Source organism: Teretinema zuelzerae, from assembly GCF_021021555.1.
GTDB classification, from domain to species: domain Bacteria; phylum Spirochaetota; class Spirochaetia; order Treponematales; family Treponemataceae; genus Teretinema; species Teretinema zuelzerae.
In genome coordinates this window covers 782,677-806,509 of record NZ_JAINWA010000001.1, presented here as the reverse complement: position 1 = coordinate 806,509, position 23,833 = coordinate 782,677, and the positions used below count along the sequence as shown (strand labels likewise).

Genomic DNA, 23,833 nt, shown 5'->3' with positions numbered 1-23,833 from the left:
TCCGGTCAGGCGTGCGGGCTCAGTGTCCGGTTTTTGCTCTTGCGCGTTCTGTGCTATCATTCCTTCATGCCGCTTTCATCCGCAGTTTCAATTCATCCGATAGAAGCGAAAACGGGACTCGCGCGCGCGAGGCTTCCGGAAGCGTTTCTTGTGTCTCTCTATCGCGCTCTCGCGCCGTATCGGGGCTGCGCGCACGGCTGCATCTACTGCGACGGGCGGGCCGAGAAATATTACGTGGAGGGGGACTTTGCCCGGGATATTTCCGTGCGGGAAAATCTGCCGGAAATCATCGCGCGCGATGTGTCCGCCGGAGTCGGCGCGCGCGAGTTCGGTGCGATTTGCATCGGCTCCGGGGTCACGGACGTGTATCAGGGCGTCGAGGCTGAGCTCGGTCTGACGCGCAAGACCCTCGAAATCCTCTCCGAAACCGGCCTTCCCCTGGTGATTCTGACCAAGAGCGATCTCATCCAGCGCGATTTCGACGTCATCTCCCGCTTTCCGAAGGCGGTCGTCATTTTCACCGCGACCACCATTAACGCGGCCGATGCCGCCCGTCTTGAACCAGGCGCCTCTCCCCCGCGGACAGGCTTGCCGCCGTCGCCCGCGCGCGCGAGGCGGGTTTTTCCTCCGGAATCATGGCGATGCCCTTGTGTCCCGGCATATCGGACTCCGACGAATCGCTCGATTCCCTTTTGGACGCGGCCCTCGCCGCCGGAGCGGAGTTCGCCTATCCGGGCGGCCTCACCCTTCGTCCCGGCTGCCAGAAAGACGGCTTCTTCGAGCTATTGGACCGAAGCTACCCGTCCCTGCGCCCGCTCTACGAAGAACTCTACCGGGAAAACCGCCCGTCCGGCATGCCCCTCGCTTCGCTCTCCGGCGGGTTTCATTCCCGCCTCGACGCCAAGGTGCGCGGCCGCGGCCTTTCCCAGATGATTCCCCACCGGATCTACCGGGATCTGCTTTCTCCTCCGGACGCCCTCTTCGTTCTGTTCTGCCACATGCAAACCCTGTATTCGTACCGCGGCATCGATACCCGCCCCCTGAAGGCCGCGACCGACCGCTACGCCGCCTGGCTCGCGGAAGAACGCACTTCCCTCAGAAGAAAGCGCATCCCCATCCTCTCCTCCGACCCCTTCCCGATCACCCGGATTCTCGCCGAACGCTTGCGCGACCGGCTTTCAGCTTCGCTTGCCGCCTCCGGAGCGCCCTCCTTTCTCGGCAACGCGCGGCTCGAATCCCTCGGCCGGGAGATTCTCGAAGGCGGCCGCTATTTCGACTATCCTTCCTTGAAAATCGTCAAAGGCTGACCGGAAGGCATATCATTCGGGCCGGCTTAACAAGAAATCGTGATCCCTTTTGCTCTTTCGCCGTTCCGATTACCTTCATTTGCACAGCTTCATTTATAGTCCGTTCCAGTATCTTCTCGATCTTCTTTCAGTATGCGTTCTCTGGTTCCTGCGACACAGTGCAAACCTGCCTGATCCTCTATGCATATGTGGATATTTCGCTTTTTTCGCGCAGGCCCCTGTCTTGTTTCGCAGGGATGATTCTGGCATAGTTTCTGCTGCTTATGCGGCGCGACGCGCGACGCGAAACCCGAGAGGAGGCTTTGCAGTGATTCACACCGACGACGCTGATTCCGCCTGTTTTATCCGGGGCCTTGAGGCCGGGGACGGCGCTCTTGTTTCGGCGGCGCCCAAGGGAGATCTCCATGTTCACGGACTGTGCGGCGGTACGCGCAAAGACTACATGGCCTGGTGCGGTCAAACCCTGCCCCCGCCTCCCCGGGTGTTCCCCGATTTTACTGATTTCGACCATTATCTGCTGGTGACTCTCGCCCGCCCGTACTCCGGCTGCGAGGGCGCGGATCTATGGAAATTCTTTGCGTTTTTTTTCAGAAACACCCTTGAAAACGCCATCGCGGACGGAGTGACCGTCATAGAGCCGAGCATCGATTCCTCGGTCGTCGATATTTTCGGCGGAGACGCGGTTCTGATGGCCGAAGAAATTAACAGGATAATCGCCGAGACTGCCGCGGCCCGCCCGTCTGCGGTTCTGGATGTGCGTCCCGAACTCGGCATGGCAAAGGGCATTCCCCTGGCTCTTCTGGAAAGCTGGGTTCCCGCCGCCCTTTCCACCGGCATATTTAAATCCATCGATCTCTATGGAGACGAGCGGGTAGGCGACGACGCGGACTACGTTCCCTTCTACAGCATGGCCCGGGAAAGAGGGCTCCGTCTGAAGGCCCACGCGGGCGAACTCCGGGGCGCTTCCTCGGTTCGCCGTTCGGTCGAGCTATTCGAGCTCGACGCCGTCCAGCACGGGATCAGCGCCGCCGAAGATCCCTCCGTGATGGAATTTCTCGCAGCCAGGGGCACCGTCCTGAACGTGTGCCCCACGAGCAACGTCCGTCTCGGCCGCGCTCCATCCATTGCTTCCCATCCGGTATCCGCCCTCTCGAAGGCGGGAGTTCCGGTCACCATCAATACCGACGACCGCATCGTCTTCGACGCCAGCCTGAGCGAAGAGTACCTCAGCCTCTATCGGGAAGGGGTGTTCACGGCGGAGGAGCTGAACGGCATCCGGTTGAGGTCGTTACTGTAATAGTATTTGCGGATTAATGAGCGAAAACAGTATTTTTTTGACAAAATTCGTCATTAGGCAGGCGACTAAAGTTTTACAACGTGATAATATGTCCTCGATTGGTATTTCATCCTGTATGCTGTAACCGGATACACAGGAAACGAATCCCTTTCGTTCGCCTTTGGGCGGACACGTTTTTTTGCAATCCGGTCGAACATATCGGATAAAGGATGCCAAAATGGGCAAGAAAATTTATGTAGGAAACCTTAGCTATGACACCAGCGATGCTGGTCTCGCCGAAGCTTTTTCCGCACACGGAACTGTGCTTTCAGCACGCACAATCGTAGATCGCGACACCGGACGCTCCAAGGGTTTTGCGTTCGTGGAAATGTCCACCGAAGATGAAGCCCGCTCAGCGATTTCCGCCCTCAACGGCGTAAATCTCGACGGACGCCAGATCAAGGTGAATGAATCCATCGATAAGCCCCGCCCGGACCGCTATTAATCAATAGTTTCTGAGTGAATCGGGTCTATTCGGCAATGCCGGGTAGACCCTTTTTTTATGCCCGCGCCGGTTGACCGCCGCCGCGGCTGTCGCGGTCTGTTTGCCAAGATTCAAGCGGTCTGACCTCTCGAATACGTGTCTGTTCGCCGCCCGCCGGTCGGTGTGCTTGTCAGCCGGTCGGTCGGCAGGCTCGCCGCGCGAAAAAAAAGCCCGCTGTCCTCTGAAGGAACGCGGGCTTTTATGCGCGAAACGGCGGGTCTTATTTCTTTTTGGAAAGAAGGGCCGCGAAGGGATTGTAGGTATCGGTATCCCGGTTGTTGTCCAGATATTTTCTGGTGTCCGAATCCTGATCCGCCGCAGATGCGGTTTTCAGGGATATTCTCTTCTTATCTTCGTTCACTTCCATGATCTGCACCTTGAGTTTCTGTCCGACTGCCAGTTTCTCCCTCGGATTGTCACGGGTGCCGTCGCCTTTGAGCTCGGAGATGTGGATGAGTCCGTCGACGCCGCTTTCCAGCGAAACAAATGCGCCGAAATCGGTTACGCGGACTACGGTTCCCTCATGGCGGGAATCGAGGGGGTAACGGTCTTTCGCGCCTTCCCAGGGATCGGCGAGCAGGGCCTTCGTGCTCAGCGATATGCGTTCGGTCTTCCAGTCGATTTTAAGAATTTCGGCTTCGATCTCCTGTCCGACGGTCAGAACGGCGTTGATGTCTTCAACGCGGCTTCTGCCGATTTCGGAGACGGGAAGGAGGGCCTGGAATCCGCCGATATCGACGAAGGCACCGTACTCCTGGATAGACACGATCGTTCCCGTTACCTTCTGGCCCTTTGCGAGGGTTCCTTTCAGTTTTTCGATCTGATCGGAACGTGCTTCTTCCATCAGCGCCCGCTGGGAAACGAGGATGTTGCGTCCGCCGTTTTTATATTCGGTGATGCGGAACGACAGTTTCTTTCCGATCTGTTCAGCCGCGTTCTCTGATTTTTTGAGTCCCATCTGGGAGTAGGGGCAGAACGCGCGGGCTCCGCCGAGTTTGATCTCGTAACCGCCCTTGATTTCTTTCTCGACGACGCCTTCAACCGGAATGCGATTGTGATAGGCGTTTTCAATCATAGAAGGTTCGGCCTTCTCTCCGCCGATGCGGGTCGTGAAGCGCATTTCGCCGTTTTTTGCCTGCAGGAAGAACACCTTGATGACGTCCCCTTCCTTGGCGGTGAATTTGCCGTCTTTGTCCATGATCTCGGCAGTGTCGAGAATTCCTTCGCTTTTGCCGCTCAGCTGTAAAAAGACGGAATCTCCGGAAATCGAGACGATTTCAGTTTCGATCTGCTGTCCCGGCTGCAGCTTGTCCATCTTCGCAAGGCTTTTTTCAAAAAGGGACGCGAAATCCTGCGCGTTCCCGTTATTCTTGTTTTCTTCCATTGGTCCCAAGGCTCCCTTAAGAAATAAACTAATCCTGTGCGACTATATCAGTTTTTTGAAAATTATGCTAATCATCCGGCGGAAGGATTCGCCGAAAAGAGGCGGTTTCACCGGGGACAAGGTAAAAAATGCGTGGTATCATGCCCCCTATGCGTACTTTTTTCCGTTTCGCGCGCTTTATCGCTCTTATCGCAACCTTCTCTCTGCCTGCCGGCGCGTTCGCACTGGACGCTGAGCCTCCGGTCCGGATCGAGTATTACGGAGAAATCGGCTGCGCCCATTGCGACCTCTTCGCTGAAAAGGACTTGCCCGCCGCCGAGCGCGCAAGCGGCTTGAAGGTCGAAGCGGCGTATTTCGATATTCTTTCCGCAGAGGGCTTCAGCCGGTGCGAACGGGAGCTCTCCCTGAGAGGCGAGTCTTTTTCCGTTTTTCCGGTGCTGATCGCGGGGAACAACGTGTATCAGGGCAACGCTGCGATCGAAGAAAACCTGATTCCCGAACTGCTGCATTTCGCTGAACACGGTTCGTGGCGCGCCAAGCTCGCTTCGTCCAAAACCGATCGATCCGCCTCTGAAAAATCAGGCATCGGCACCTCGGACGGGGCTCAGGCGGGGAGTCCCTTCGTGCTTTCCTTTTGGCCGGTCGCGGCGGCGGGGCTTGTGGACGGAATAAATCCGTGCGCCTTCGCGACCATGCTCTTTTTTCTTTCGTGGATTAGCCTGAAAGGCGGATCGCGTACGCGCGTCCTGGGCATGGGCCTCGCCTTTATCGCGGGAGTTTTCGCCGCGTACACGGCTACGGGCTACGGCCTTTCCGGCGTTCTCCGCGCGGCTTCCTTCAGCCGCGGCCTGCGCGCGTTCTTCCGCTGGTTCTTTCCGGCTCTGGCCCTGCTTTTTGCCGTTTTATCGTTCCGGGACGCCGTTCGGGCGCGGAAGGGAAACCCCGAAGGAATGGCGTTGCAGCTGCCTGATTTTCTGAAAAAACTGACGCACAAGCGCATTCGCGGAACGCGCACATCCGGAGGCCTTCCCGTCCTGGCGATTTCGTTTTTCTGTACGGGAGCGGTCGTTTCCGTGCTGGAGCTGGCCTGCACCGGCCAGGTGTACTTTCCCGCCCTCGCGTACATGGTCCAGGCATCCGGAACCGGCTCTGCACCGATTCTCTGGCTTCTTCTCTACAACGCCGCCTTCATCCTGCCGCTGTCCGCCATCCTTGTCATGGTTCTTGGCGGAATCAGCCAGGATTCCATCCGTTCGTTTTTTTCCCGGAATCTCGCGGCGTCGAAGGCAGTCATGGGAGTTCTCTTTCTCGCACTGGGCGCGATCATGTACCTGTCCGGATCGATCGCGTTATAGAAACAGTCGGCTTATAGAACCGGGCGCCTTGCGGCCTCGAGGGCGTTCCGCGCGGCCGCGGGGATGAGTTCCGCATAGGACGGATGAGGCGCGTTCAGCCGAGAAAGCTCTTCCGCTCCTAGTTCCGACGTTATCGCCGCCTCGGCGAGGGCGACGAGTTCGGCGGCTCCGTCGCAGAGAATCTGCGCGCCGAGGAGTTTTCCCGCCTGATTATGTTCGCCCGCCCTGAAAAAAAGACGAACGAATCCGTCTTGGCTTCCTCCGATGCGCGCCACGGCGTTTCCCGCTGCCCACGATCTTCCTTCTATTATAGTAATACCGGCTGCCTCTGCGTCCTGTTCGGTCGTTCCTGTCCACGCGGCCTGGGGCTTTGTATAGACGCAGAAGGGGAATCGGCTTTTCTGCGCCCCGGTTCCGCTCGCCCGGCCTTCCGCCAGATCGCGCGCGATCGTTTTACCGACGGCGCGGCCCTGTGCCGAGGCGCGGGTCGCGAGACAGGGGCCGGCCGTGCAATCGCCCGCGGCGTAGAGGCCTCGTACCGCCGTCCTGCCCGAACCGTCAACCGCGAAGCGTCCGTCGCTGTCGAACAGGGATTCCTCGCCGTCCCTTGCGCCGGGAGGGATGTTTCCGCGCGTCCATGAGCTTTCCGCGAAAAGGCTTCGGTAGTTTGGCGCCGAGCCGCGGGCGTCGAGCGTGATGTCGGTTTGGGGAAGAGGCTCGAGCGGCGCAGCGCGTCCGGCGAGAAAGACGATGCCCTTTTTCTCGAGGCTTTTTTTAAGCCGTCGCGACAGAAAGGCATCGGCGCCCGGCAAAATGCGTTCTTCTTTTTCCATGACGACGACTCGCGCGCCCAGCGAGGCGAGCGCGTCCGCGCATTCAAGGCCGGTCGCTCCTCCTCCCAGGATGGTCGCGGATTCCGGGATAGCGGCGAGGGAGAGCGGAAACTGTTCCGCTCTGAGAAGTCCGGGCGACGCTTCCGGAATTCCCCTCCCCGCGGCGATGAGGACGGCCTTCGCCTTCAATTCGGCGCGGCTGCCGTCCGCATAGTCGATTTCCAATAGACCCGCTCCGGCGATCGAGGCACGTCCCTGGATCGCGAGTATGCCGCTTCTTTCGAAGGCGGCGAGAATGTCGGCCCGGCCCGCGGCTACGAGTTCGGCGCACCGCCTCCTGATTTCCTCGGCGATGTTTTCGCCGCCTGAACGCGCCGGTTGAGCTGTTTGCGCTGTTTGCGCCGGTTGAGCTGTTTGCGCCGGTTGAGCTGTTTGCACTGGTTGAGCTGTTTGCACTGGTTGAGCTGTTTGCGCCGGCATTTCCGGCTGCGCTGGAAGTTGCGCGGGGACTTCTTCGCCGGGCGGCATGGCCCGGCGAGCGGGGGATTCGGCCGTACGATGGGCGATGTCCAGAAAGGCCTTGAAGGGGACGCAGCCCCAGTTGAGGCAGACGCCGCCCCAGCGGCCTTTTTCGATCACCGCTACAGAGAGGCCTTCCGCCGCCGCGCTCAGAGCCGCTTCGAAGCCCGCGGGCCCCGAGCCGATGATCGCCAGATCCGCAACCAGGTTTTTCATAGGGCGTCCGTGTAGAGCCGCGAGCGGACGATGCGGCCGTCTTTCTCTTCTATGCTGAGAATTCCGCTTCCGTATCGCCACTCGGGATCGGAAAAACGCTCGGCTTCCGCACGTACGAGTTTCTCGCCGAGCGGGTCGATCGGGGAGACTGTTCCGCCGGACCTTGCGCAGAAAGAGGCGAAGGCCGCTTCGAGCGCGCGGGAGAGCGCGTCGACTCCGATCTCCGGATTAAGGTCAGTCAGATTCGCGACGCGGCTGCGGACGGAGGCGATCGCGTTTTTCCGGAGCTTCGCCTCCGAGGGGCTGAGGTATCGTTCGAGCTTTTCCATGTCGGTGGAGACCAGAACGCAACCGTGGAACAGGAACGAGCCGTTCCGGGAATGGTAAGCGGTGCCGGCTATTTTACGTTCTTCCGCGCCAGCGGCGGCGACTAAATCGTTCCGTCCAGCGGTTCGGCATTCGATCCCGACCGATTTCAAACTTTCCCGAACTATGTCGATGTGCGTTTTTGAGTCCTCTCCCGAACCGCGGGTGACGAATGAAAAATTGAGGGTGCCTTCGTCGTGGTAGACCGCGCCGCCGCCGCTCATCCTGCGCGCGAGAATTCCGCCTGCGGCTTCGAGTTCGGCGATCCGGCATTCCGTTCGGGCTTCCTGGTTTCTGCCGACGACGACGGCGGGAGGATTTCTCCACACCGAGAGGATGGTTTCGCCCAGGCGGACCCGGTCCATGTAGAGGCTTTCTCGCGCGAAGTTGTTCCACGGCAGATCGATGCCGCGGCATTCGAAGAAGCCGGTCATGCGCGATTCCTTATGGCGCGGGCGAAGGTTTCCGCGTCGAGAAGGGCGCCGTTTTTACGGGCGTTTTCCACGGCATTCTCGTCTGCGGTGAAGCGGAAGAGCCAGGAGTTCCAGGGATCCCCGGCGGCGTTTTTGGGTTCGTCGACGAGGGCTTCGTGTATGTCGGTTATTGTGAGCTCGAAGGGGGCTGGGATTTCCGCGACGGTTTTGGCGGACTCGAAGAGGATGAGCGTTCGGTTTTCGGGAACCGTTTTTCCCGCGCCGGGAGTTTCAAGATAGAGGGGCGCTCCGAATGCCGCGAAGGCCTGCGGAGCGAGTCCCGCTTCGTATGCCGCGGCCGCGCCGCTTTGCATCTTTTTAATCCAGAGGCGCCGTTCGGTGTAGAAGCGGTCGCCCGGGCAGTCGTCGTTCGTCTTTTCAGTCATTGATGCAGTTTTGCAATGTTTTCCGGCATTGTCAAGGAAAACCGTTTATACTTCTTTCAAAGAGATTCCGCGAAAAAAAAGGAGAAGCCGAATGAGCGAATTTTTTGGCGAAAAAGGGCAGGATCCCGAACGGGCCGAGCGCCTCCATCAAATCATCGACAGGCTTGCCGCGGGCGAAAGCGCCTCGTCGGTAAAGAAAGAATTTCACGCGCTCATCAAGGGTTCGGACGCGGTCGAGGTGGCAGCCCTGGAGCAATCGCTGATAGAAAACGGCATGCCGGTGGAGGAGGTTCAGCGGCTCTGCGAGGTGCACGCCGAAGTGTTCCGCGCCGGGCTCGAGAAGGGCGTCAAAGCAGAGCGCATGAGCGGCCATCCCGTGCATACCTACATGGCGGAAAACAGGGAGGCGCGGCGAAGGTCGACGCGGCTTTTCCTATGGTCTTTTAGAAACGCGGAGCGCATCCGCGAAGCAGCGGAGGATTTGCGCGCCGTCATCGTTCATTACGAGCGGAAGGAGAATCAGCTGTTTCCGTTTCTGGAACGCACCGGTTTTACCGGTCCGTCGAAGGTTATGTGGGGCAAACACGACGAGATCCGCGCGGCCTTCCGCGAACTCGACGACGCCGTCGAGCGCATGGACAGCCGCTCGGCCGGACGGATCGCCCGCTCGCTGGTAAAAAAAATCAGGATGATGATTTTCATGGAAGAGCGCATTCTGTTTCCGAATTCGCTGAAGCGGCTCAGCGAGGCGGATTGGGTTTCGGTGCGCAGGGGAGAGGACGCCATCGGCTTCGCCTGGGTGCGCCCGGGTTCGGAATGGGATCCGGCCCTTCCCGAACTGGTCCGCTCTGGTGCTCCCGATTACGGCGGCGCGCGGAGCGGTACGGCCGGCGGCGTTCCCGAGCCCGGAGTCTACGTTCCGGCGGGAACTGACGAGGGATCTCCGGCCGTCTCCGCAATGACCGATATTCCGCTTTCCACCGGAAGCCTCCCGCTCGACTGGCTCAACCGGATTCTCACTGTTCTTCCCTGCGATATTTCGTTCGTCGACGCCGACAACAAGGTTCGCTATTATTCAGACTCCCCCCACCGCGTTTTTCCGCGGAGTCCGGGAATCATCGGCCGGGACGTAGCGAACTGCCATCCCCCGAAGAGCGTGCATATCGTGGAAAAAATCATCGAGGCGTTCAGGAACAAGGAAAAGGACGCGGCCGACTTCTGGATCGAGATGAACGGCCACTTCATCTTTATTTCCTACAAGCCTCTATACGACGACTCCGGCGCCTACCTCGGAACGCTCGAGATGAGCATGGACGCTACATCCCTGCGTTCGCTGGAGGGCCAGCGCCGTCTGTTGGACTGGTAGAATCGCCGGCGTCGCGGAGCTGGGGCTCTTGCAGCCGACAGTCGGATGTCGGCGGAAGCGTTTCTGCAAGTCGGCGGGAGCGGTCCGCCGCCAGTGTCAGTTTTCCTCTTCTGCCGCGAGGGCGTAGATGCGTTCCACTTCTTTTTTCGGAACCGCTATTTCTATTGCGAAGGCGATGACTGTTATGCCGACCAGGTCGATCGCCAGGCGGGACAGGGCGAAACGCTTGCCGAGGGCCTGCATCTCGAAGAGGAACATGGGCACCTTGGTCGTCGACCACGCGCCGATGAAAATCAGAATGTTGTGGAACGAGGCTCCCTTTTTCATGAGCACGCCGGCAACCGGAAAGGCTCCGTAGAGGGGGCCCGCGGCGGCCGATCCCAGAAGGAATGCGAGCACGGGACCGCGGATTCCTGAGTCCGGCCCCATGAATCGGATCATCGTATCGCGTGGAACCCATACGTCGAGAAGTCCCAGAAGCATGAAAATCGGCGGGACCACGAGGGCGATGGAGGTAAGCTGGTCGACGAAGGCTTTGCCCGCCCGGGGCGCGATTTCAGGCATGATCAGGGAGAGCGCTCCCAGGGCGGCAAGGGAAACGATGGCCGGGATATATCGCTGCAAAGGCGTTTTCTTTTTCATATTCCCGCCGCCCATGCGATGAAAAAGGCCGCCGCGAAGGAAAACGCGAGGGCGAGCAGGTTTCTCAACACTGCCGCGCGCTTGCCGAAGTACGAGATTTCCACCGGCAGCGTGATGACTCCCACCATCATCAGAGCGGAAACAAAGGTTGCGATCTGAAGCGTTCCCGCACCATTTTTCAGCAGTTCTCCCGCGAGGGGAAAAGCGACGAAGCCGGGAATCAGGGTGATCGACCCGATGAGGCCCGCAAGGATTACGCCGAGGGGACCGGAGTCGCTGCCGATGAAGCGTGAAATGGTTTGCGGTTCGAGAAGGGAGAGCATGATCGCAATCAGCGCGACTACCGCGATGAATTGCGGCAGTATTCCCTCCAATGCTTTCAATCCCTTGCTGAACGCTTTTTTCGTCTTCTGCCGGTCCGCGGCGAAAGACAGGATAAAAAGCAGCAATGCGATGCCGTATAGAAAAATAGTGTCCATCGGGTCCCCCTCTCTTCTTCAACTGATGCAAGTCTAGCGAATTATGAACGCTTCGTCTGTGATATTTGTCACGGGTTTTGAATGGCATGAATCTTGCTAGAGTACTTGTGTTGGAGGCTTTTATGAAAATCGCTATTACCTCTTCGGGAAAAATTCCTGATTCTCAAATGGATTCTCGGTTCGGCCGCGCCGCCGCTTTTATCGTGTTCGACACGGAGGACGATTCGTTCACCGCCCTGGACAATACCCAGAACCTGGAAGCGGCCCAGGGCGCCGGAATCCAGGCGGCTCAGCACGTTGTGAACGCCGGAGCCCGGGCTTGCGTCTCGGGACATACCGGACCGAAGGCTTTCAAGGTGCTTTCGGCCGCGGGAGTTCCCGTCTATCTTGCCCCCGGAGGAACGGTGGCCGACGTTTATCAGGCATGGAAGAAGGGCGAGCTCAAGCAGATCAGCGACGCCGACGTCGAGGGCCACTGGGTATGAGAATAGCTGTCGCTTCGGGCAAGGGCGGGACGGGAAAGACAACCGTCGCCGTCTCTCTTGCCCTCTCCGCTCCGGGCCGTGCGGCCCTTCTCGACTGCGATGTCGAAGAGCCGAACGCCGCCCTTTTTCTGAAACTGAACGGAATCGAGGAATCCGCGGTTACGGTTCCCGTGCCGGTAATCGATGAAAGCGCGTGTACTTCCTGCGGCGAGTGCGCTCGGTTTTGCGAATTCAACGCGATCGTCCACATCGGCACGACCGTGATGGTGTTCCCGGAGTTGTGCCATTCCTGCGGCGGCTGCGCCCTCGTATGCCCGGTCGACGCGATCCGCGAAGAACCGGTCGCAATCGGAACGCTTGCCTGCGCCTCCGTTTCGCGCGCAGGGGAAAGTTCCCTCCGGATCATTCAGGGCCTTCTGTCCATTGGAAACGCGATGTCCCCTCCGGTCATCCGCGCGGTAAAAGACCGTTCGGCCGCCGAACAGGAAGCCGGCGCTGTGGATGTTTTTGAAATCATCGATTCGCCGCCGGGAACTTCTTGTCCGATGGGAACCGCGGTAACCGGCGCCGACTATGTAGTACTGGTGACCGAACCGACTCCCTTCGGCCTTCACGATCTGGATCTCGCGGTGAAGACGGTGCGCAAAATGGGCATTCCCTTCGGCGTAATCGTGAACCGGAGCGATTCAGGCGACGACCGCGTCGTGCGGTATTGCGGACGGGAAGGCATCGATTTGCTGCTTCAAATCCCGGAAGACCGCCGCATCGCGGAAGGCTATTCGCGCGGGCAACCCCTGGTCGAGTCGGCGCCCGAATACCGGAGCGTGTTTTCCGCTTTGGCTGTGCGCATGAAAACCAGTGCGCGGCCGGCATCCGGAGGAGTACAATGAAAGAATTGATAATCATCAGCGGCAAGGGCGGCACCGGAAAAACGAGCATGACCGCCGCAATCGCGTCTCTCGCGTCCCGATCCGGGTCTGCCGTGTTTGCGGACTGCGATGTGGATGCGGCGGATTTGCATCTTCTCTTTAATCCCGAGGTGCAGGAAAAGCGCGAGTTCATCAGCGGCCATGTAGCGCGGATCGATCCGCTCAAGTGCATTTCGACCGGCCAGGACGGCGGATGCGCCGATTGCGCCGCGCTTTGCCGATTCGACGCCATTTCGCTTTCAGCAGCCGCCGGCTGCGTAGTCGAGGAAGGCTCCTGCGAAGGCTGCGGCGTCTGCGTGCGCTTTTGCCCCGCTCACGCGATCGATTTTCCGGACCGCAGATGCGGCGAACAGTATGTGTCGAACACCCGCTTCGGCGTGCTCGTCCATGCCGCACTCGACATACGCGCCGAGAATTCGGGCAAGCTCGTCACCTCGGTGCGCAAGGATGCGAAGCGGATCGCCGGAGAGAAAAACGCAGACTGGATCATCGTCGACGGATCTCCGGGAACAGGCTGTCCGGTAATCGCTTCGATCACGGGAGCCGACGCGGCCCTCGTCGTAACCGAGCCGACTGTATCGGGCCTCCACGATCTTGAGCGGGTCGCGTCTCTCGCGAAGCATCTGGGCGTCAGATTTTTCGTCGCGGTGAACAAGGCGGACATCAACCCCGCTCAAAGCGACGAAATACGCTCGTGGTGCGGCCGGAACTCGGTTCCCTTCCTCGGTACGATGCCCTGGGATCCGTCTGTTACGCGCGCACAGATCGCGGGAAAAAGCATCATCGAATACAATCCCTCGTGTCCGGCCTCGCAGGCGGCGGCCTCGTTGTGGGACGTGTTGGTTGCAGAATTGCAATAGACGTTGTAATATTGCAATTATGATTGCAGACGAAGCTTTTACAGCCCGGATTCTGGAAAGCATATCCGACGGCGTGTTCACGGTGGACGAAGAGTGGAAGATCAGCTCTTTCAACCGGGCCGCCGAGCGGATCACCGGCGTGCCCCGCGGCCAGGCGGTCGGCCGATACTGCTTTGAAGTATTCCGTTCGAATATGTGCGAATCGGCCTGCCCGCTTAAGCGGACCATGAAGACGGGCAAGCCGCTCATCGACCGTACGGGATACTGCGTCACCAAAAAAGGAAAGCGGGTCCCCATCAGCGTTTCGACCGCCCTGCTGACCGACGCCTCCGGGGCGGTGATCGGAGGGGCGGAAACCTTCCGCGATTTGAGCGAGCTCGAGGATCTCCGCAAGGAGCTGGCGAGCCGCGGTCCGAATCCCCTGTTCCGGAGCAAAAGCCCTTCGATGGAACCGCTTCTCGGAATGCTTCCCGCCGTCGCCGAGTCGACCGCGTCAGTGCTGATTCAGGGAGAGACGGGAACCGGAAAGGAAGTCTTGGCCCGGACTCTTCATTCGCTCAGCCCCCGCAGGGACGGCCCCTTCGTGGCGGTGAACTGCAGCGCCATTCCCGAAAGCCTTCTTGAATCCGAATTATTCGGCTTCCGCAAGGGAGCCTTCACCGGAGCCGACCGGGATAAACCCGGCCGCTTCGCTCTGGCCGAAGGAGGCACTCTGTTTCTCGATGAAATCGGCGATATTCCCGCCTCGTTGCAGGTGAAGCTCCTGCGCGTTTTGCAGGAGCGCGAGTACGAGCCCCTGGGCGGAACCAAACCGGTTCGCACGGACGTTCGGCTCGTAACGGCTACGAACCGCGATCTTGCGAACATGGCGAACGATGGAAGCTTCCGCCGCGACTTATATTACCGGATAAACGTGATCAGCCTCGTTCTTCCCCCGCTGAGGGAGAGGAGAGAGGACATTCCGGATCTCGCCGCGGGTTTTCTGAATACGTTCGCGGTCAGGATGAACCGTACGATAGACGGGTTTTCACCCGAGGTCTTCTCGCGCTTTTACGCGTATTCGTGGCCGGGCAACATCCGCGAACTCGAGAACGTGGTCGAGCGGATGGTCGTTCTCGCCAAGGCGCCGGAGATCGACAAGGATCTGCTTCCGCCGGAGCTTCAGTCTCCGGTCGTCTGCGCGAAGGACGCCCTTTCAGGCGAGGCGGGAGCAGGAGTCCTGCGGGTCCGCGATGAAGCCGAACGGGACTGCATTCTCGCGGCCCTGGACAACTTCGGATGGAACCGCGCCCGTACCGCCCAGGCCCTCGACATCGACAAGGCAACCCTCTGGCGAAAAATGAAAAAGTACGGCATCAACCGGCCGTGATCTGCTCTCTTTTCAACCTGTCGGCGATTTCCGCGGCGGCCTGTACAAAGTGCGCGCAGGGACGTTTTGAATAGTATTCTGCGTTCCGCACCGACGGATCGGGCTTGGGCAGGCATCCGGCCTTCGCGAGCAGCTCCCTGCAGCAGGTTGTTCCGAACAGTTCAGTGAACTCGTGGATTCCTTCGCGGACCGTCCGATAGAGCCGCGTTTTAGCTTCCGTGTCGTGAGGATCGTAGTCTCCGAAAAACAATCCCAGCGCCCATACCATGCCGGTCGCCGCGCCGCACATTTCGCGCGATCCTCCGACTCCTCCGCCGAAACCCGCCATCATCGTGCAGATTGTTTTTTCATCCATTCCGGCCTCTTCGGCGAATGCCGCAGCCGTCGACTGGGCGCAGTTAAAGCCCCTGCAAAAGAAATCTACCGCTTTTTCTCCGTGGTTCATATGTGTGTCCTTTTTCGTACCTTATAACAGCCGGCGCCCGTTCTGCAATACAGCGTCCTGAGCGTTAATTGCAGAGATGCAATAAAGAGTTCATTGATCGTGCGTTATTGCAATCAATTTCCTTCCAGTCGTGCAATCCTTCCTCTTATAGAGATGGTTTTCTCTTCCTGTTCCATGCCGCACGCATGGCACGGTATTTGCTATATCAGAGTATGACCCTGGCGTTATCAGTGTGGAACGGGCGAATCGCCCCGGTGTTCGATGTTTCCGAACGGTGTCTCATTTTTTCAGGCGGATTGGAAGGACCTCTTCCCGAACCCGACCTCTTTCCCTCGTTCGACGCCGATGATCGGGCTCGGTTTCTTTCGGGCCGGGGGGTGACCCATCTGGTGTGCGGCGCTTTGTCGCGCGAATACGAGGACGCTCTCCTCGATCAGGGAATAGAAGCGCTTTCCTTCGCGGCGGGGCCGGTGGCCAGGATTCTGGAAGCGCTGAAGGCCGGCACTTTGGAACAGGAGCTGTTCTCGATGCCCGGATGCGGCTGCCCCCGCAGACGGTGCAGGAGGCGCGGCCAGGGTAACCGTCTTGGTCCGGCGTTGCGGGGCACGCAGTGAGCGAAGGCAGTTATTACTGCTTATTGTGCACGATTACATAAGGCCGATTATTCGGCTGGGGAGATAGAATGGCAATTGAAACGGTAAAAATGGATCACGTGGCGAAAAAATACATCGTGATGTCAGGAAAGGGCGGTGTGGGAAAAAGCACCGTCGCGGTGAACTTTGCGGCGAGTCTCGCCCTTCAGGGTAAGAAGGTGGGACTTCTGGACGTGGATATTCACGGACCGAGCGTTCCGACGATGCTGGGCCTCGGCGATGAGCGGTTAGTCGGGGACGGAGAGCGGATTTTCCCGGTGGAGATTCCTTCGATTCCGAATCTCAAGGTGATGTCCATCGGCTTTATGCTGCAGGCAGAAGACGCTCCGGTGATCTGGCGGGGTCCGATGAAAAACGGAGTAATCCGCCAGTTTCTGGAAGACGTAGACTGGGGAGAGCTCGACTGCCTCGTGGTGGACTGTCCTCCCGGGACCGGAGACGAGCCCCTTTCGGTCATCCAGCTCATCGGGAATTCGGACGGCGCGATCATCGTAACGACTCCGCAGAATGTGGCCTCCGTCGACGTCAGCAAGTCCATCAACTTCTGTAAGCAGTTGAATCTCCCGGTAACGGGAATCATCGAGAATATGTCGGGATTCGTCTGCCCCGAGTGCAAGAAAATTACCTACATATTCAAGGAAGGCGGCGGAAAGCGCCTTGCGGAAAAATACGGAGTTCCCTTCCTGGGCGCTCTCCCCCTCGATCCCGCGGTCGGAGAAGCCGGGGACTCGGGAATTCCCTATGTAACTCAATTCAAGGACTCGCCGGTGAGCGCTGTCTATGAAACAATAACAAGGAGTCTTGTATGAGAATAGCTGTACCAGTGGCCGAGGGCCGATTAAATCTTCATTTCGGCCATTGCGCCGGTTTCGATGTGTTCGAAGTTTCCGCGGACAAGAAAGCGTCGGGGAAAAGCTATATTGAAGCCCCTCCCCATGAGCCGGGTCTTTTGCCCCGCTTTCTGGGAGAAAAGGGCATCACCCACATTATCGCAGGCGGCATGGGAAATCGGGCGCGCGACCTGTTCACCGAACGCGGCATCGTCGTCATAACCGGAGCCCAGCCGGGAGCCTCCGACGAGATCGTGAACCAGTTCCTTTCCGGCATGCTGATTACCGGAGCGAACGCCTGCGATCACTGATCTTTTTCATGCCGGTTTCGGTTGCCCCTTTTTTTTACGCGTAGTAATATGACTCCCGAAGGGTAAAGGCGCCCGCGGGAGGAATCTATGGGCGAAGAAGAGGGGCAGGAACTATTTCACGATATTTTCGGTTCAGTCCTGGACAGGACTGAACTGACTCCGTATTTGCTGCGCGGCTGCCCGGACTACGAAGCGGCTCTCCGCGGCGCTTCCCTGATGATGGGAAACCGGGGCTTCCGCCTTGAACAGGGCGAGCCCGCTCCCGGAGAACTGGAACGGGCGTCTGCCTATGTGAGGCAGGCCCTGAGCTGGATTTTGTCGTCCTTCATCCCCGATTTGCGTTCCTCCCTTCAACCGTTGTTGTCGATCGACTCTCCCAGAACGCTCCTCTATCGCGAAACCCTCTCCCGGCTTTCGGAACTGCGGGCTCTATTCGCCTCCGGCCCTTTCCGGGAAGCCGCCGAACGCGATCCGAGAAACCTCTTTCTTCTCGCCTCTTCAGCCAAGTACCCCGATCTGTTCCGGGGAGATTCCGGCTTTCCCGAATCAATTCCGCCCCGCTGGCGGTTCGCCGCCTGTTCTCTTTTAAAGGCTTCCCATCTGGTGAAGTCGCTGGAAGAGGATAGCCAGGATATCCGGAATTTCGCGGTTCTCGGTTTTTTCTTCCGGGAAAAAAACATTCCCCTGTCCCGGCTTTTCGGGCATGACTGGACCTCTGCCTCCTCGGTTCCCGCCGACGAGGGAGCCCGGTGCGCCTATGTGCAGTGCGCGTCCTTTTTCGCGAAGCTCGGCGCCTCGGTAACGCGGGAAAAGGACGGCTCTCTTTTTTTCAACAGCGGCGACGGCGTACGGGTAGAACTCGTCGATATAAAGGCTCGGCTCAAGAGTCCCGCCAGCATGTTCGCGAAGCTCGGCAAGGACGAGTCCGGCGAATCCTGGTCGATCCGCGATGTGGTCGCGGTGACCTTCCTTCTCAAGCGCCGGGACGACTCCCTGACCCTTTTCCACGCCCTCCAGAAGCAGGGCGTCATTCTGCAGGAGAATACCGCCTCCGCTTCCATCACCCAAACCCTCTACGATTCCCCCGAGGATATGGAGAAAGCGGTGCAGGGTTTGATGGACGCTCTCGCGATCCGGGAGGGAGTTCGGACCGGGGCCTCCGCTGATTCGGTGCGGCGCAACGCCGTCTCGTTTTATCGGAGTTTGACGACCGACCGCGGCCTTAACCCTCATTCATCGGATTCCCACCGCAAGATCCAGTGCAAGCTCCATTTTTCGGTCCCGGTCGTTCACGCGGCGGAGAGCGGCCACGTTCTTGTTTCCGGCGACGACTTCCCCCCGGCGGCGGGAACGGCGGTATATACGAGCCAGCATACGCTTCCCGTCGAGCTTCGCCTTTCGGACCTCGAAAGCTGGGAGAAATCCGAGCTCCGGGGCGAATCGCACCACGAAGCGTATAAGTGCCGGCAATACCTGCAGATTTTGCAGCGCCTTTTTTCTCCCCTTGCAGGCTTTCCCTCCGACCAGATGAAGGGCCTCCGCGAGGATCAGTCCCGTTTGTATTGCTAGCCCTTATTCCAGGTTGGAGATCCTTGACATATCGGACGAGGCAGGATATTCTTCAGAAAAGTCAGGCCGTTCCCTTTTCGGGGAATGGCCTTTTTTTTAACTTTGGGTATGGATTCCCGAAGGCGCTCTCCGTATTATTAGAAAAGGATGGGAGGAATATATGAAAAGACTGATTCCCGCTCTTTCAGTAGCGCTCTCGTGTTCTATCGCGTTTTTTTCGTGCGCGGGATCTCCCGCTCCGGTAGAACAGCCTTCCGGCGAGAACGAAGCGCCCGTCGCCGAAGCGCCGGAAATCGAGCCCCGGTTTCGGGAGGAGACGGTTTGGCTTCCCGAGCTCCTTGAATCCTATTCTTCCGACGGCGCGCTTTCATCCGTCGTACGCATACTGCGCGACGATACCGGGCGCGCCCTGTCAGAGGAAACCCTCGATTCGGGCGGCAAGGTGCTTTCGCGGAAGGCCTGGACGTATCCGGCAGACGACCGGACGGAAACCGAATCCTGGGACGGAGCCGGGCGGCTCCAGCACCGCACAGTGAGCATCAGGAAGGATTCGGGAACGATAGAAGACGTTCAGTACTCTCCTTCCGGCGAGGTGAAATCGAAGGAGCTCACCGTCCTGGACGAACTGGGGAGAAAGAGGTCCTTCACGGCGGAAACAGCTTCCGGCGGGTCCATATCCACTGAATATGCGTACGACGGAGCCGTCTTGAAAACCATCTTCGTGAAAGATGCCGCCGGCCAGGTGTTGAAGCGCTTCGAGCGGACGTACGATTCGGCGGGCAATGTGCGCGAAGAGCGCGAATTCGGCTTGAAAGACCGGCTTGCGGCGGTTATTGTATTCGCAACCGAAAACGGCCGCGTCGTTAAGGAAACGCGGCAGAACGCTTCCGGGTCGCGCCTGTCGAGCGTTTCTTATGCGTATGACTCGGAGGGAAACCAGATCGAATCGACGCACCGCGACAGAGCCGACCGGGTGAAGGAAGTTCGGAGAACCGCGTGGCGGTCCTTTGTTCGCCGTGTCGCGATCGAATAGATTCAAAGCGCCATCGTTGTAACAGGTTTTAGGTAGGGAGTTTATAATATGAAGAAATCTTTGATGTTTCTCTTGGTCGTCTGCGCTGTATCCGCGCTTCCTCTGTTCGCGCTGAACGAGGATGTCGTAGTGTGGGAAAATATGTATCGCATCGCGGAGACCGACGAACAGCGTCTGGAAGTCGTCCGCAAGATAACTGAATTCAAGGATAGCGAGTTTACGCCGGTTTTGGTCGAGGCCCTGGAAAATCTCGCCGCCGCGAAGATCGAATCGGGGAACGCGAAGGAACAGTACGCCCGCAACCAGCTGGCCCGCATTCTCGTCGGCGAACTCGGAAACCTGAAGGCCCTCGAGGCCGATTCTCTGGTGTACCGCGTATACACGGAAGTCGAGGAGCCGGTGTTGAAGGGCGAAGCGGCTTTTTCCCTCGGGAAGATGCAAGCTGTCGATTTCGCCGGCTACCTGGCCTCGGATTTAATATCCATCAATCTTTCGCCCATACCGTCGATCGCGAAAAACCAGGAGATAATCGCCGCCGGCCTTGTCCGCAGCCTCGCCTCCATGCGGGTCGCAGAAGGCTATGAGGCGGTGTTTCTCGCCTCGATCGGCTGGTATTCAGCCGCGTCTCCGGTGAAGACAGCCGCACGCGCCGCCGTCGTCGAAATGGTCGACGATCCTTCCGACAGCCTGTTGAAAATTCTCGACACCCATCCCGACACCGAGGTCAAGCAGGCGGCTCTGGAAACCTGCCTCGCGTCGAAGGCTCCCGTCGATAAAAAAGCCGCCGTCGCCGCCCGCGCCCTGCGCCTGGGAATTGACCGCCTTCCTCCCGATCTCGCCGGAAAGGCCGCTCTTTCGCGGCTCCGCCTTGCCGCGATGGCTGCTCTCGCGAAACTTCAGGACAAGAACCCGGAAAACGCCGCCGTTCTTATCGAAGTGGTCAAGGCCGATAAAAAGGACGACGGGTCGCTCAACGAAACCCTGAACGCGTACGCCGCCCTCGGCGTAAACGGCAGCGATCCTGCCGCCAGGTTCATCGCGGAGAATCTTGCACGCTTTAATGAAATGCAGAAGGTCCGGGGCAATACCGCCCGGGACAAGATACTCGTCAAACAGCTGGTGCAGAGCGCCGGAGCCACCAAAAACCCGCTGGTGAAGCCCGCTCTTCAGCAGGTCGGCTATGTCGAGCACGACGCGGGTATTACCCGCCTTGCCGAAGACGTTCTGAAGGATTTCGGAAAGTGAGCGCCGCCGGGGACACATCCCCGGTTCGCCAGGGTCCGGTGGCGGTCCGGTTTTCCGATGTGGATTTTTCCTACGGGCCCGTTCCCGTGCTCAGCTCGGTATCCTTCCATGTGCATGAAAGCGAATTCGTCGCCCTTGTAGGCCCGAACGGCGCGGGAAAAACCACGGTGCTCAAGCTCCTCCTCGGGCTTGAACGCCCCCGGTCGGGAACCATCGAATTGTTCGGCAGGCCTCAGCGAGCCGGACTTCCCCTCATCGGATACGTTCCCCAGCACGCGAGCTACGATCCTGCCTTTCCGGTGCAGGTCCGGGAGGTCGTGCGCATGGGAAGGATTCGTCCCTTCGGCTTCAGGAGAAGCCGTGAAGACGAGCTCTGCGTTCAGGAAGCGCTCGAACGGGTCGAGATCGCCGATCTGGCGGACCGCTCGTATTCGGCCCTTTCAGGGGGCCAGCGCCGGCGCGTTCTTGTCGCGCGCGCGCTTGCCTCCCGGCCGAAAATGCTGATCCTCGACGAGCCTACCGCGAATATGGATTCCGAAAGCGAGGAGCGCCTCTTCGCGACCCTCGGCGCTCTCAAGGGAAACACCACCGTGCTGATCGTCACCCACGACAGCGGCTTTGTTTCGTCCCTGACAGACGTCGTCCTCTGCGTAGGCGACAGGAGTTCCGCCGAAAAAGGCCGCACGGTTGTCCGCCACAGAACGGAACCGGTCGCGGGCCTTCCTCCGGAATTGTACGGCGGGAAGGCCGTGCGCGTCCGCCACGACGAAAACCTTCCCGATTCCTGGTGCTGCAAGGGGGATCATTCATGATTGCCGCATTTTTTTCCGCGTTGACCGATCCCGCGAACAGTTTCTTGAGAAACGCCCTGCTCGCCGGTTTGCTCTCGTCCGTTTTGTTCGGCGTTCTCGGCTCTATCGTGACCGTCAAGCGCATCGCCGGGCTTGCCGGCGCCATCTCCCACGCCGTTCTCGGCGGAATCGGAATGGCCTTGTATCTTTCCGCCTCGGGCCTTGTCCCCGGGATGCGTCCCATGACCGGCGCGATCATTTTCGCGGTGCTCGCCGCCTTCATCATCGGGTTGGTGACGCTGCGCTCGAAACAGCGCGAAGACACCGTGATTAACGCGATCTGGGCAGTGGGCATGAGCGTCGGCGTTTTGTTCATGGCCAAGACCCCGGGCTACATCGATCCGAACAGTTATCTCTTCGGAAACATACTCCTTGTTTCAAGCGGCGATTTGTGGCTATTGGGAATACTCGACGTCCTCGTCATTCTTGCGGTCGTCTTCTTTTATCCCCAGCTCGAGGCTTCTTCCTTCGACGAGGAATTCGCCCGGGTGAGGGGGATCAGGACCGACGCAGTGTTTCTCGCGCTGCTGTCCGTGACCGCCGTCGCGGTGGTGCTTCTGCAAACCTTCGTCGGCCTTGTAATGGTCATCGCCATGCTGACTCTTCCAGCCGGAACCGCCGGAGCGTTCGCCCGCAACCTCGCCGGCATGATGTTCTTCGGAACGCTTTTTTCTATTATATTCACCGTATCGGGCCTCGCCCTCAGCTGGTCGCTCGACGCGCCCTCCGGGGCTCTGGTAGTCGTCATCGCCGGTACGGTCTTCCTTCTGCAGGCCGCGATCCAGCTCATCGTTAAACGCGCGCGAAAAAAGGATGCGCGCAAATGACGCGCTCGCGTTCCGCCGTGCTCCTCGTTCTCCAGTCGGCGCCTGCGCCCTTGACCGCAGCGGAAGTGGGAAAAATCACCGGCGCGTCGATGGATCCGGCAACCGTGTATCGGACGCTCCATTACCTTGAGGAACACGGCTATGCCGCTTCCTTTGTTCTGCACTGCGAAGCCCACGGCACCGAGCGCTACTGGACGGCCCTCGTCTCGGAGTCCGGAGAGGCGCTTCCCCATCATCACTGGTTTCATTGCGAACAGTGCCACTGCTTTCTCGATATGGGAAACTGCCGCCTGGAACCTCTTTTAACCGGACTCGAACGGGAATATGAAGTCGTGGTGACGGGACATACTTTGCATCTTTCCGGTTTATGCCCCGGTTGCAAGGCGGCGCGGTCTTGCTGATCCTTCCGCTTTTTTTTGTCTTTTTCTGTGTTTCCTGCGCCACCCAACCGGCAGTTCCGCCCGATATCCTTCTCCTTCCCCCGGCTTCTTTTGAACCGGCCTGGGAAGAGATCGCTCCCGGAGTGGCGCTTTCCTCGCATCGCGTGGAAGTGGAGGGCCTGCCGCTCGCCCTGTATTGCCTGCGAGCGGATCTCTCCGAGCCCGGGGTCTCTCTCCTTGCGACTCCGCCTCGCTCGCCCGATGCGGAAGGCGCGGCCGCGCTTCTGGAAAGAACATCAGTCTTTGCCGAGCGGCTCTCTCTCGCCGCGGCCGTGAACGCGACTCCTTTTTATTCGGAGTCCTATCGATCGGGCGTTCCCGCAACTCCTTCCGGCTTGTGGGCGGCCGGCGGAACCATTCTTTCGCCGGCGCGATCCAAATACGCGGCCCTCGTTATTCCACAAGACGGCTTCGCGCACATCCTTTCCCCCGCCGAGGCTTCCGTCTGGGTTCCTTCTCCCGGCGACGACGCGGCGGGAGGTTTTTCGCTTCTGCTCCGGCTCGGCTTTCCCGTTCCCGAACACTACGCTTCCGGCTACGACCGCGGACGTTCCGCGCGAACCGCCGCGGCGACCTCGGCCGGCGGCAGGTATTTCTACGCGTTCGTCGCAGACGGAAAAAACGCGGCCTTTTCTGTCGGGCTTACCTTCCATGAAACAGCGCTCTGGCTTCTCGCCTTCGGCGCCGAGGACGCGCTCATGCTCGACGGCGGCGGGTCGTCCGCTCTGGCCGTCCGCAGGGATCGCTCCGGCGTCAGCCTCGTCAATTCTCCCGTCCAGTTTCATTTTTCCGGCATTGAGCGGCCGGTCGCCGTGCATATCGGAATACGTTCCCGTTAAA

27 protein-coding genes are annotated in these 23,833 nt (G+C 59.3%); 20 read left to right on the top strand and 7 right to left on the bottom strand.

Annotated features, from left to right (window positions below; genetic code table 11):
* The first annotated feature begins 66 nt into the window (after positions 1 to 66).
* The 4 genes from K7J14_RS03685 to K7J14_RS03670 all read left to right on the top strand — a co-directional run bounded on the left by K7J14_RS03685 (position 67) and on the right by K7J14_RS03670 (position 3,088).
* Complete coding sequence (locus tag K7J14_RS03685; protein WP_230753262.1) at positions 67 to 933, top strand: SPL family radical SAM protein; 867 nt, start codon at positions 67 to 69, stop codon at positions 931 to 933.
* Positions 855 to 1,307 (top strand): hypothetical protein, encoded by a 453-nt coding sequence (locus K7J14_RS03680; protein ID WP_230753260.1) that lies wholly within the window; start codon positions 855 to 857, stop codon positions 1,305 to 1,307. Before K7J14_RS03685 ends, K7J14_RS03680 begins: the two co-directional genes overlap by 79 nt.
* Positions 1,308 to 1,614: 307 nt before the next feature.
* The gene (locus K7J14_RS16210; RefSeq protein ID WP_230753258.1) at positions 1,615 to 2,604 is read left to right on the top strand and encodes an amidohydrolase family protein; all 990 of its coding nucleotides are present in this window, start codon (positions 1,615 to 1,617) and stop codon (positions 2,602 to 2,604) included.
* A 217-nt stretch (positions 2,605 to 2,821) separates the two neighbouring features.
* On the top strand, positions 2,822 to 3,088 hold the full coding sequence (locus K7J14_RS03670) for an RNA recognition motif domain-containing protein (protein ID WP_230753256.1): 267 nt from the start codon (positions 2,822 to 2,824) through the stop codon (positions 3,086 to 3,088).
* Between the two features lie 259 nt (positions 3,089 to 3,347).
* Here the strand turns inward: K7J14_RS03670 and K7J14_RS03665 are convergent, their stop codons facing one another.
* Positions 3,348 to 4,511 (bottom strand): 30S ribosomal protein S1, encoded by a 1,164-nt coding sequence (locus K7J14_RS03665; protein WP_230753254.1) that lies wholly within the window; start codon positions 4,509 to 4,511, stop codon positions 3,348 to 3,350.
* A 149-nt stretch (positions 4,512 to 4,660) separates the two neighbouring features.
* Here K7J14_RS03665 and K7J14_RS03660 point away from each other — a divergent pair, with 149 nt between their 5' ends.
* Positions 4,661 to 5,866, top strand: coding sequence for a cytochrome c biogenesis CcdA family protein (locus tag K7J14_RS03660; RefSeq protein ID WP_230753252.1), 1,206 nt, complete (start codon positions 4,661 to 4,663; stop codon positions 5,864 to 5,866).
* Positions 5,867 to 5,877: 11 nt separating this feature from the next.
* Here K7J14_RS03660 and K7J14_RS03655 read toward each other — a convergent pair whose 3' ends face one another.
* Genes K7J14_RS03655 through K7J14_RS03645 form a run of 3 tightly spaced genes read right to left on the bottom strand, consistent with a single transcriptional unit; the run spans position 5,878 to position 8,659 of the window.
* Positions 5,878 to 7,434: an FAD-dependent oxidoreductase gene (locus K7J14_RS03655; RefSeq protein WP_230753250.1), complete on the bottom strand. Its 1,557-nt coding sequence runs from the start codon at positions 7,432 to 7,434 to the stop codon at positions 5,878 to 5,880.
* Positions 7,431 to 8,234: a lipoate--protein ligase family protein gene (locus tag K7J14_RS03650; RefSeq protein ID WP_230753248.1), complete on the bottom strand. Its 804-nt coding sequence runs from the start codon at positions 8,232 to 8,234 to the stop codon at positions 7,431 to 7,433. The genes K7J14_RS03655 and K7J14_RS03650 overlap by 4 nt, the downstream gene beginning before the upstream one ends.
* Positions 8,231 to 8,659 carry a glycine cleavage system protein H gene (locus K7J14_RS03645; protein WP_230753246.1) on the bottom strand — a complete coding sequence of 143 codons (429 nt, stop codon included), beginning with the start codon at positions 8,657 to 8,659 and terminating at the stop codon, positions 8,231 to 8,233. The genes K7J14_RS03650 and K7J14_RS03645 overlap by 4 nt, the downstream gene beginning before the upstream one ends.
* A 91-nt stretch (positions 8,660 to 8,750) precedes the next feature.
* Here K7J14_RS03645 and K7J14_RS03640 point away from each other — a divergent pair, with 91 nt between their 5' ends.
* Positions 8,751 to 10,025 (top strand): DUF438 domain-containing protein, encoded by a 1,275-nt coding sequence (locus K7J14_RS03640; RefSeq protein ID WP_230753244.1) that lies wholly within the window; start codon positions 8,751 to 8,753, stop codon positions 10,023 to 10,025.
* A 96-nt stretch (positions 10,026 to 10,121) separates the two neighbouring features.
* Here K7J14_RS03640 and K7J14_RS03635 read toward each other — a convergent pair whose 3' ends face one another.
* A complete protein-coding gene (locus K7J14_RS03635) occupies positions 10,122 to 10,667 on the bottom strand; it encodes a permease (protein ID WP_230753242.1) in 546 nt (181 codons plus the stop codon).
* Entirely contained in the window at positions 10,664 to 11,146 is a 483-nt protein-coding gene (locus K7J14_RS03630; RefSeq protein ID WP_230753239.1) for a permease, read from the bottom strand. The genes K7J14_RS03635 and K7J14_RS03630 overlap by 4 nt, the downstream gene beginning before the upstream one ends.
* 122 nt (positions 11,147 to 11,268) lie before the next feature.
* Here K7J14_RS03630 and K7J14_RS03625 point away from each other — a divergent pair, with 122 nt between their 5' ends.
* The 4 genes from K7J14_RS03625 to K7J14_RS03610 are packed head-to-tail and all read left to right on the top strand — an operon-like array spanning position 11,269 to position 14,789.
* On the top strand, positions 11,269 to 11,631 hold the full coding sequence (locus tag K7J14_RS03625) for a NifB/NifX family molybdenum-iron cluster-binding protein (RefSeq protein WP_230753237.1): 363 nt from the start codon (positions 11,269 to 11,271) through the stop codon (positions 11,629 to 11,631).
* On the top strand, positions 11,628 to 12,521 hold the full coding sequence (locus K7J14_RS03620) for an ATP-binding protein (protein ID WP_230753235.1): 894 nt from the start codon (positions 11,628 to 11,630) through the stop codon (positions 12,519 to 12,521). The genes K7J14_RS03625 and K7J14_RS03620 overlap by 4 nt, the downstream gene beginning before the upstream one ends.
* On the top strand, positions 12,518 to 13,420 hold the full coding sequence (locus K7J14_RS03615) for an ATP-binding protein (RefSeq protein ID WP_230753232.1): 903 nt from the start codon (positions 12,518 to 12,520) through the stop codon (positions 13,418 to 13,420). Before K7J14_RS03620 ends, K7J14_RS03615 begins: the two co-directional genes overlap by 4 nt.
* A 19-nt stretch (positions 13,421 to 13,439) precedes the next feature.
* Positions 13,440 to 14,789 carry a sigma-54 interaction domain-containing protein gene (locus K7J14_RS03610; RefSeq protein ID WP_230753230.1) on the top strand — a complete coding sequence of 450 codons (1,350 nt, stop codon included), beginning with the start codon at positions 13,440 to 13,442 and terminating at the stop codon, positions 14,787 to 14,789.
* On the opposite strand, the gene K7J14_RS03605 is transcribed toward K7J14_RS03610, so the two are convergent.
* Positions 14,776 to 15,234: a C-GCAxxG-C-C family protein gene (locus tag K7J14_RS03605; protein WP_230753227.1), complete on the bottom strand. Its 459-nt coding sequence runs from the start codon at positions 15,232 to 15,234 to the stop codon at positions 14,776 to 14,778. The two genes, K7J14_RS03610 and K7J14_RS03605, sit on opposite strands and share 14 nt — an antisense overlap.
* 212 nt (positions 15,235 to 15,446) lie before the next feature.
* Here K7J14_RS03605 and K7J14_RS03600 point away from each other — a divergent pair, with 212 nt between their 5' ends.
* The 10 genes from K7J14_RS03600 (at position 15,447) to K7J14_RS03555 (ending at position 23,832) form a co-directional block, all read left to right on the top strand.
* On the top strand, positions 15,447 to 15,848 hold the full coding sequence (locus tag K7J14_RS03600; RefSeq protein ID WP_230753223.1) for a NifB/NifX family molybdenum-iron cluster-binding protein: 402 nt from the start codon (positions 15,447 to 15,449) through the stop codon (positions 15,846 to 15,848).
* 68 nt (positions 15,849 to 15,916) lie between these two features.
* Positions 15,917 to 16,696 (top strand): Mrp/NBP35 family ATP-binding protein, encoded by a 780-nt coding sequence (locus K7J14_RS03595; RefSeq protein ID WP_230753221.1) that lies wholly within the window; start codon positions 15,917 to 15,919, stop codon positions 16,694 to 16,696.
* Positions 16,693 to 17,028, top strand: coding sequence for a NifB/NifX family molybdenum-iron cluster-binding protein (locus tag K7J14_RS03590; protein ID WP_230753218.1), 336 nt, complete (start codon positions 16,693 to 16,695; stop codon positions 17,026 to 17,028). Before K7J14_RS03595 ends, K7J14_RS03590 begins: the two co-directional genes overlap by 4 nt.
* A gap of 87 nt (positions 17,029 to 17,115) precedes the next feature.
* The gene (locus K7J14_RS03585; protein WP_230753215.1) at positions 17,116 to 18,597 is read left to right on the top strand and encodes a hypothetical protein; all 1,482 of its coding nucleotides are present in this window, start codon (positions 17,116 to 17,118) and stop codon (positions 18,595 to 18,597) included.
* Between the two features lie 160 nt (positions 18,598 to 18,757).
* Positions 18,758 to 19,630: a hypothetical protein gene (locus K7J14_RS03580; protein WP_230753213.1), complete on the top strand. Its 873-nt coding sequence runs from the start codon at positions 18,758 to 18,760 to the stop codon at positions 19,628 to 19,630.
* A 48-nt stretch (positions 19,631 to 19,678) separates the two neighbouring features.
* A complete protein-coding gene (locus tag K7J14_RS03575; protein ID WP_230753212.1) occupies positions 19,679 to 20,875 on the top strand; it encodes a hypothetical protein in 1,197 nt (398 codons plus the stop codon).
* Positions 20,872 to 21,687 (top strand): metal ABC transporter ATP-binding protein, encoded by an 816-nt coding sequence (locus K7J14_RS03570; RefSeq protein ID WP_230753210.1) that lies wholly within the window; start codon positions 20,872 to 20,874, stop codon positions 21,685 to 21,687. The genes K7J14_RS03575 and K7J14_RS03570 overlap by 4 nt, the downstream gene beginning before the upstream one ends.
* Complete coding sequence (locus K7J14_RS03565) at positions 21,684 to 22,553, top strand: metal ABC transporter permease (protein WP_230753207.1); 870 nt, start codon at positions 21,684 to 21,686, stop codon at positions 22,551 to 22,553. The genes K7J14_RS03570 and K7J14_RS03565 overlap by 4 nt, the downstream gene beginning before the upstream one ends.
* Positions 22,550 to 22,954, top strand: a complete 405-nt coding sequence (locus K7J14_RS03560; RefSeq protein WP_230753203.1) for a Fur family transcriptional regulator — start codon at positions 22,550 to 22,552, stop codon at positions 22,952 to 22,954. Before K7J14_RS03565 ends, K7J14_RS03560 begins: the two co-directional genes overlap by 4 nt.
* Complete coding sequence (locus tag K7J14_RS03555; RefSeq protein WP_230753201.1) at positions 22,921 to 23,832, top strand: phosphodiester glycosidase family protein; 912 nt, start codon at positions 22,921 to 22,923, stop codon at positions 23,830 to 23,832. The genes K7J14_RS03560 and K7J14_RS03555 overlap by 34 nt, the downstream gene beginning before the upstream one ends.
* Position 23,833: the final 1 nt, after the last annotated feature.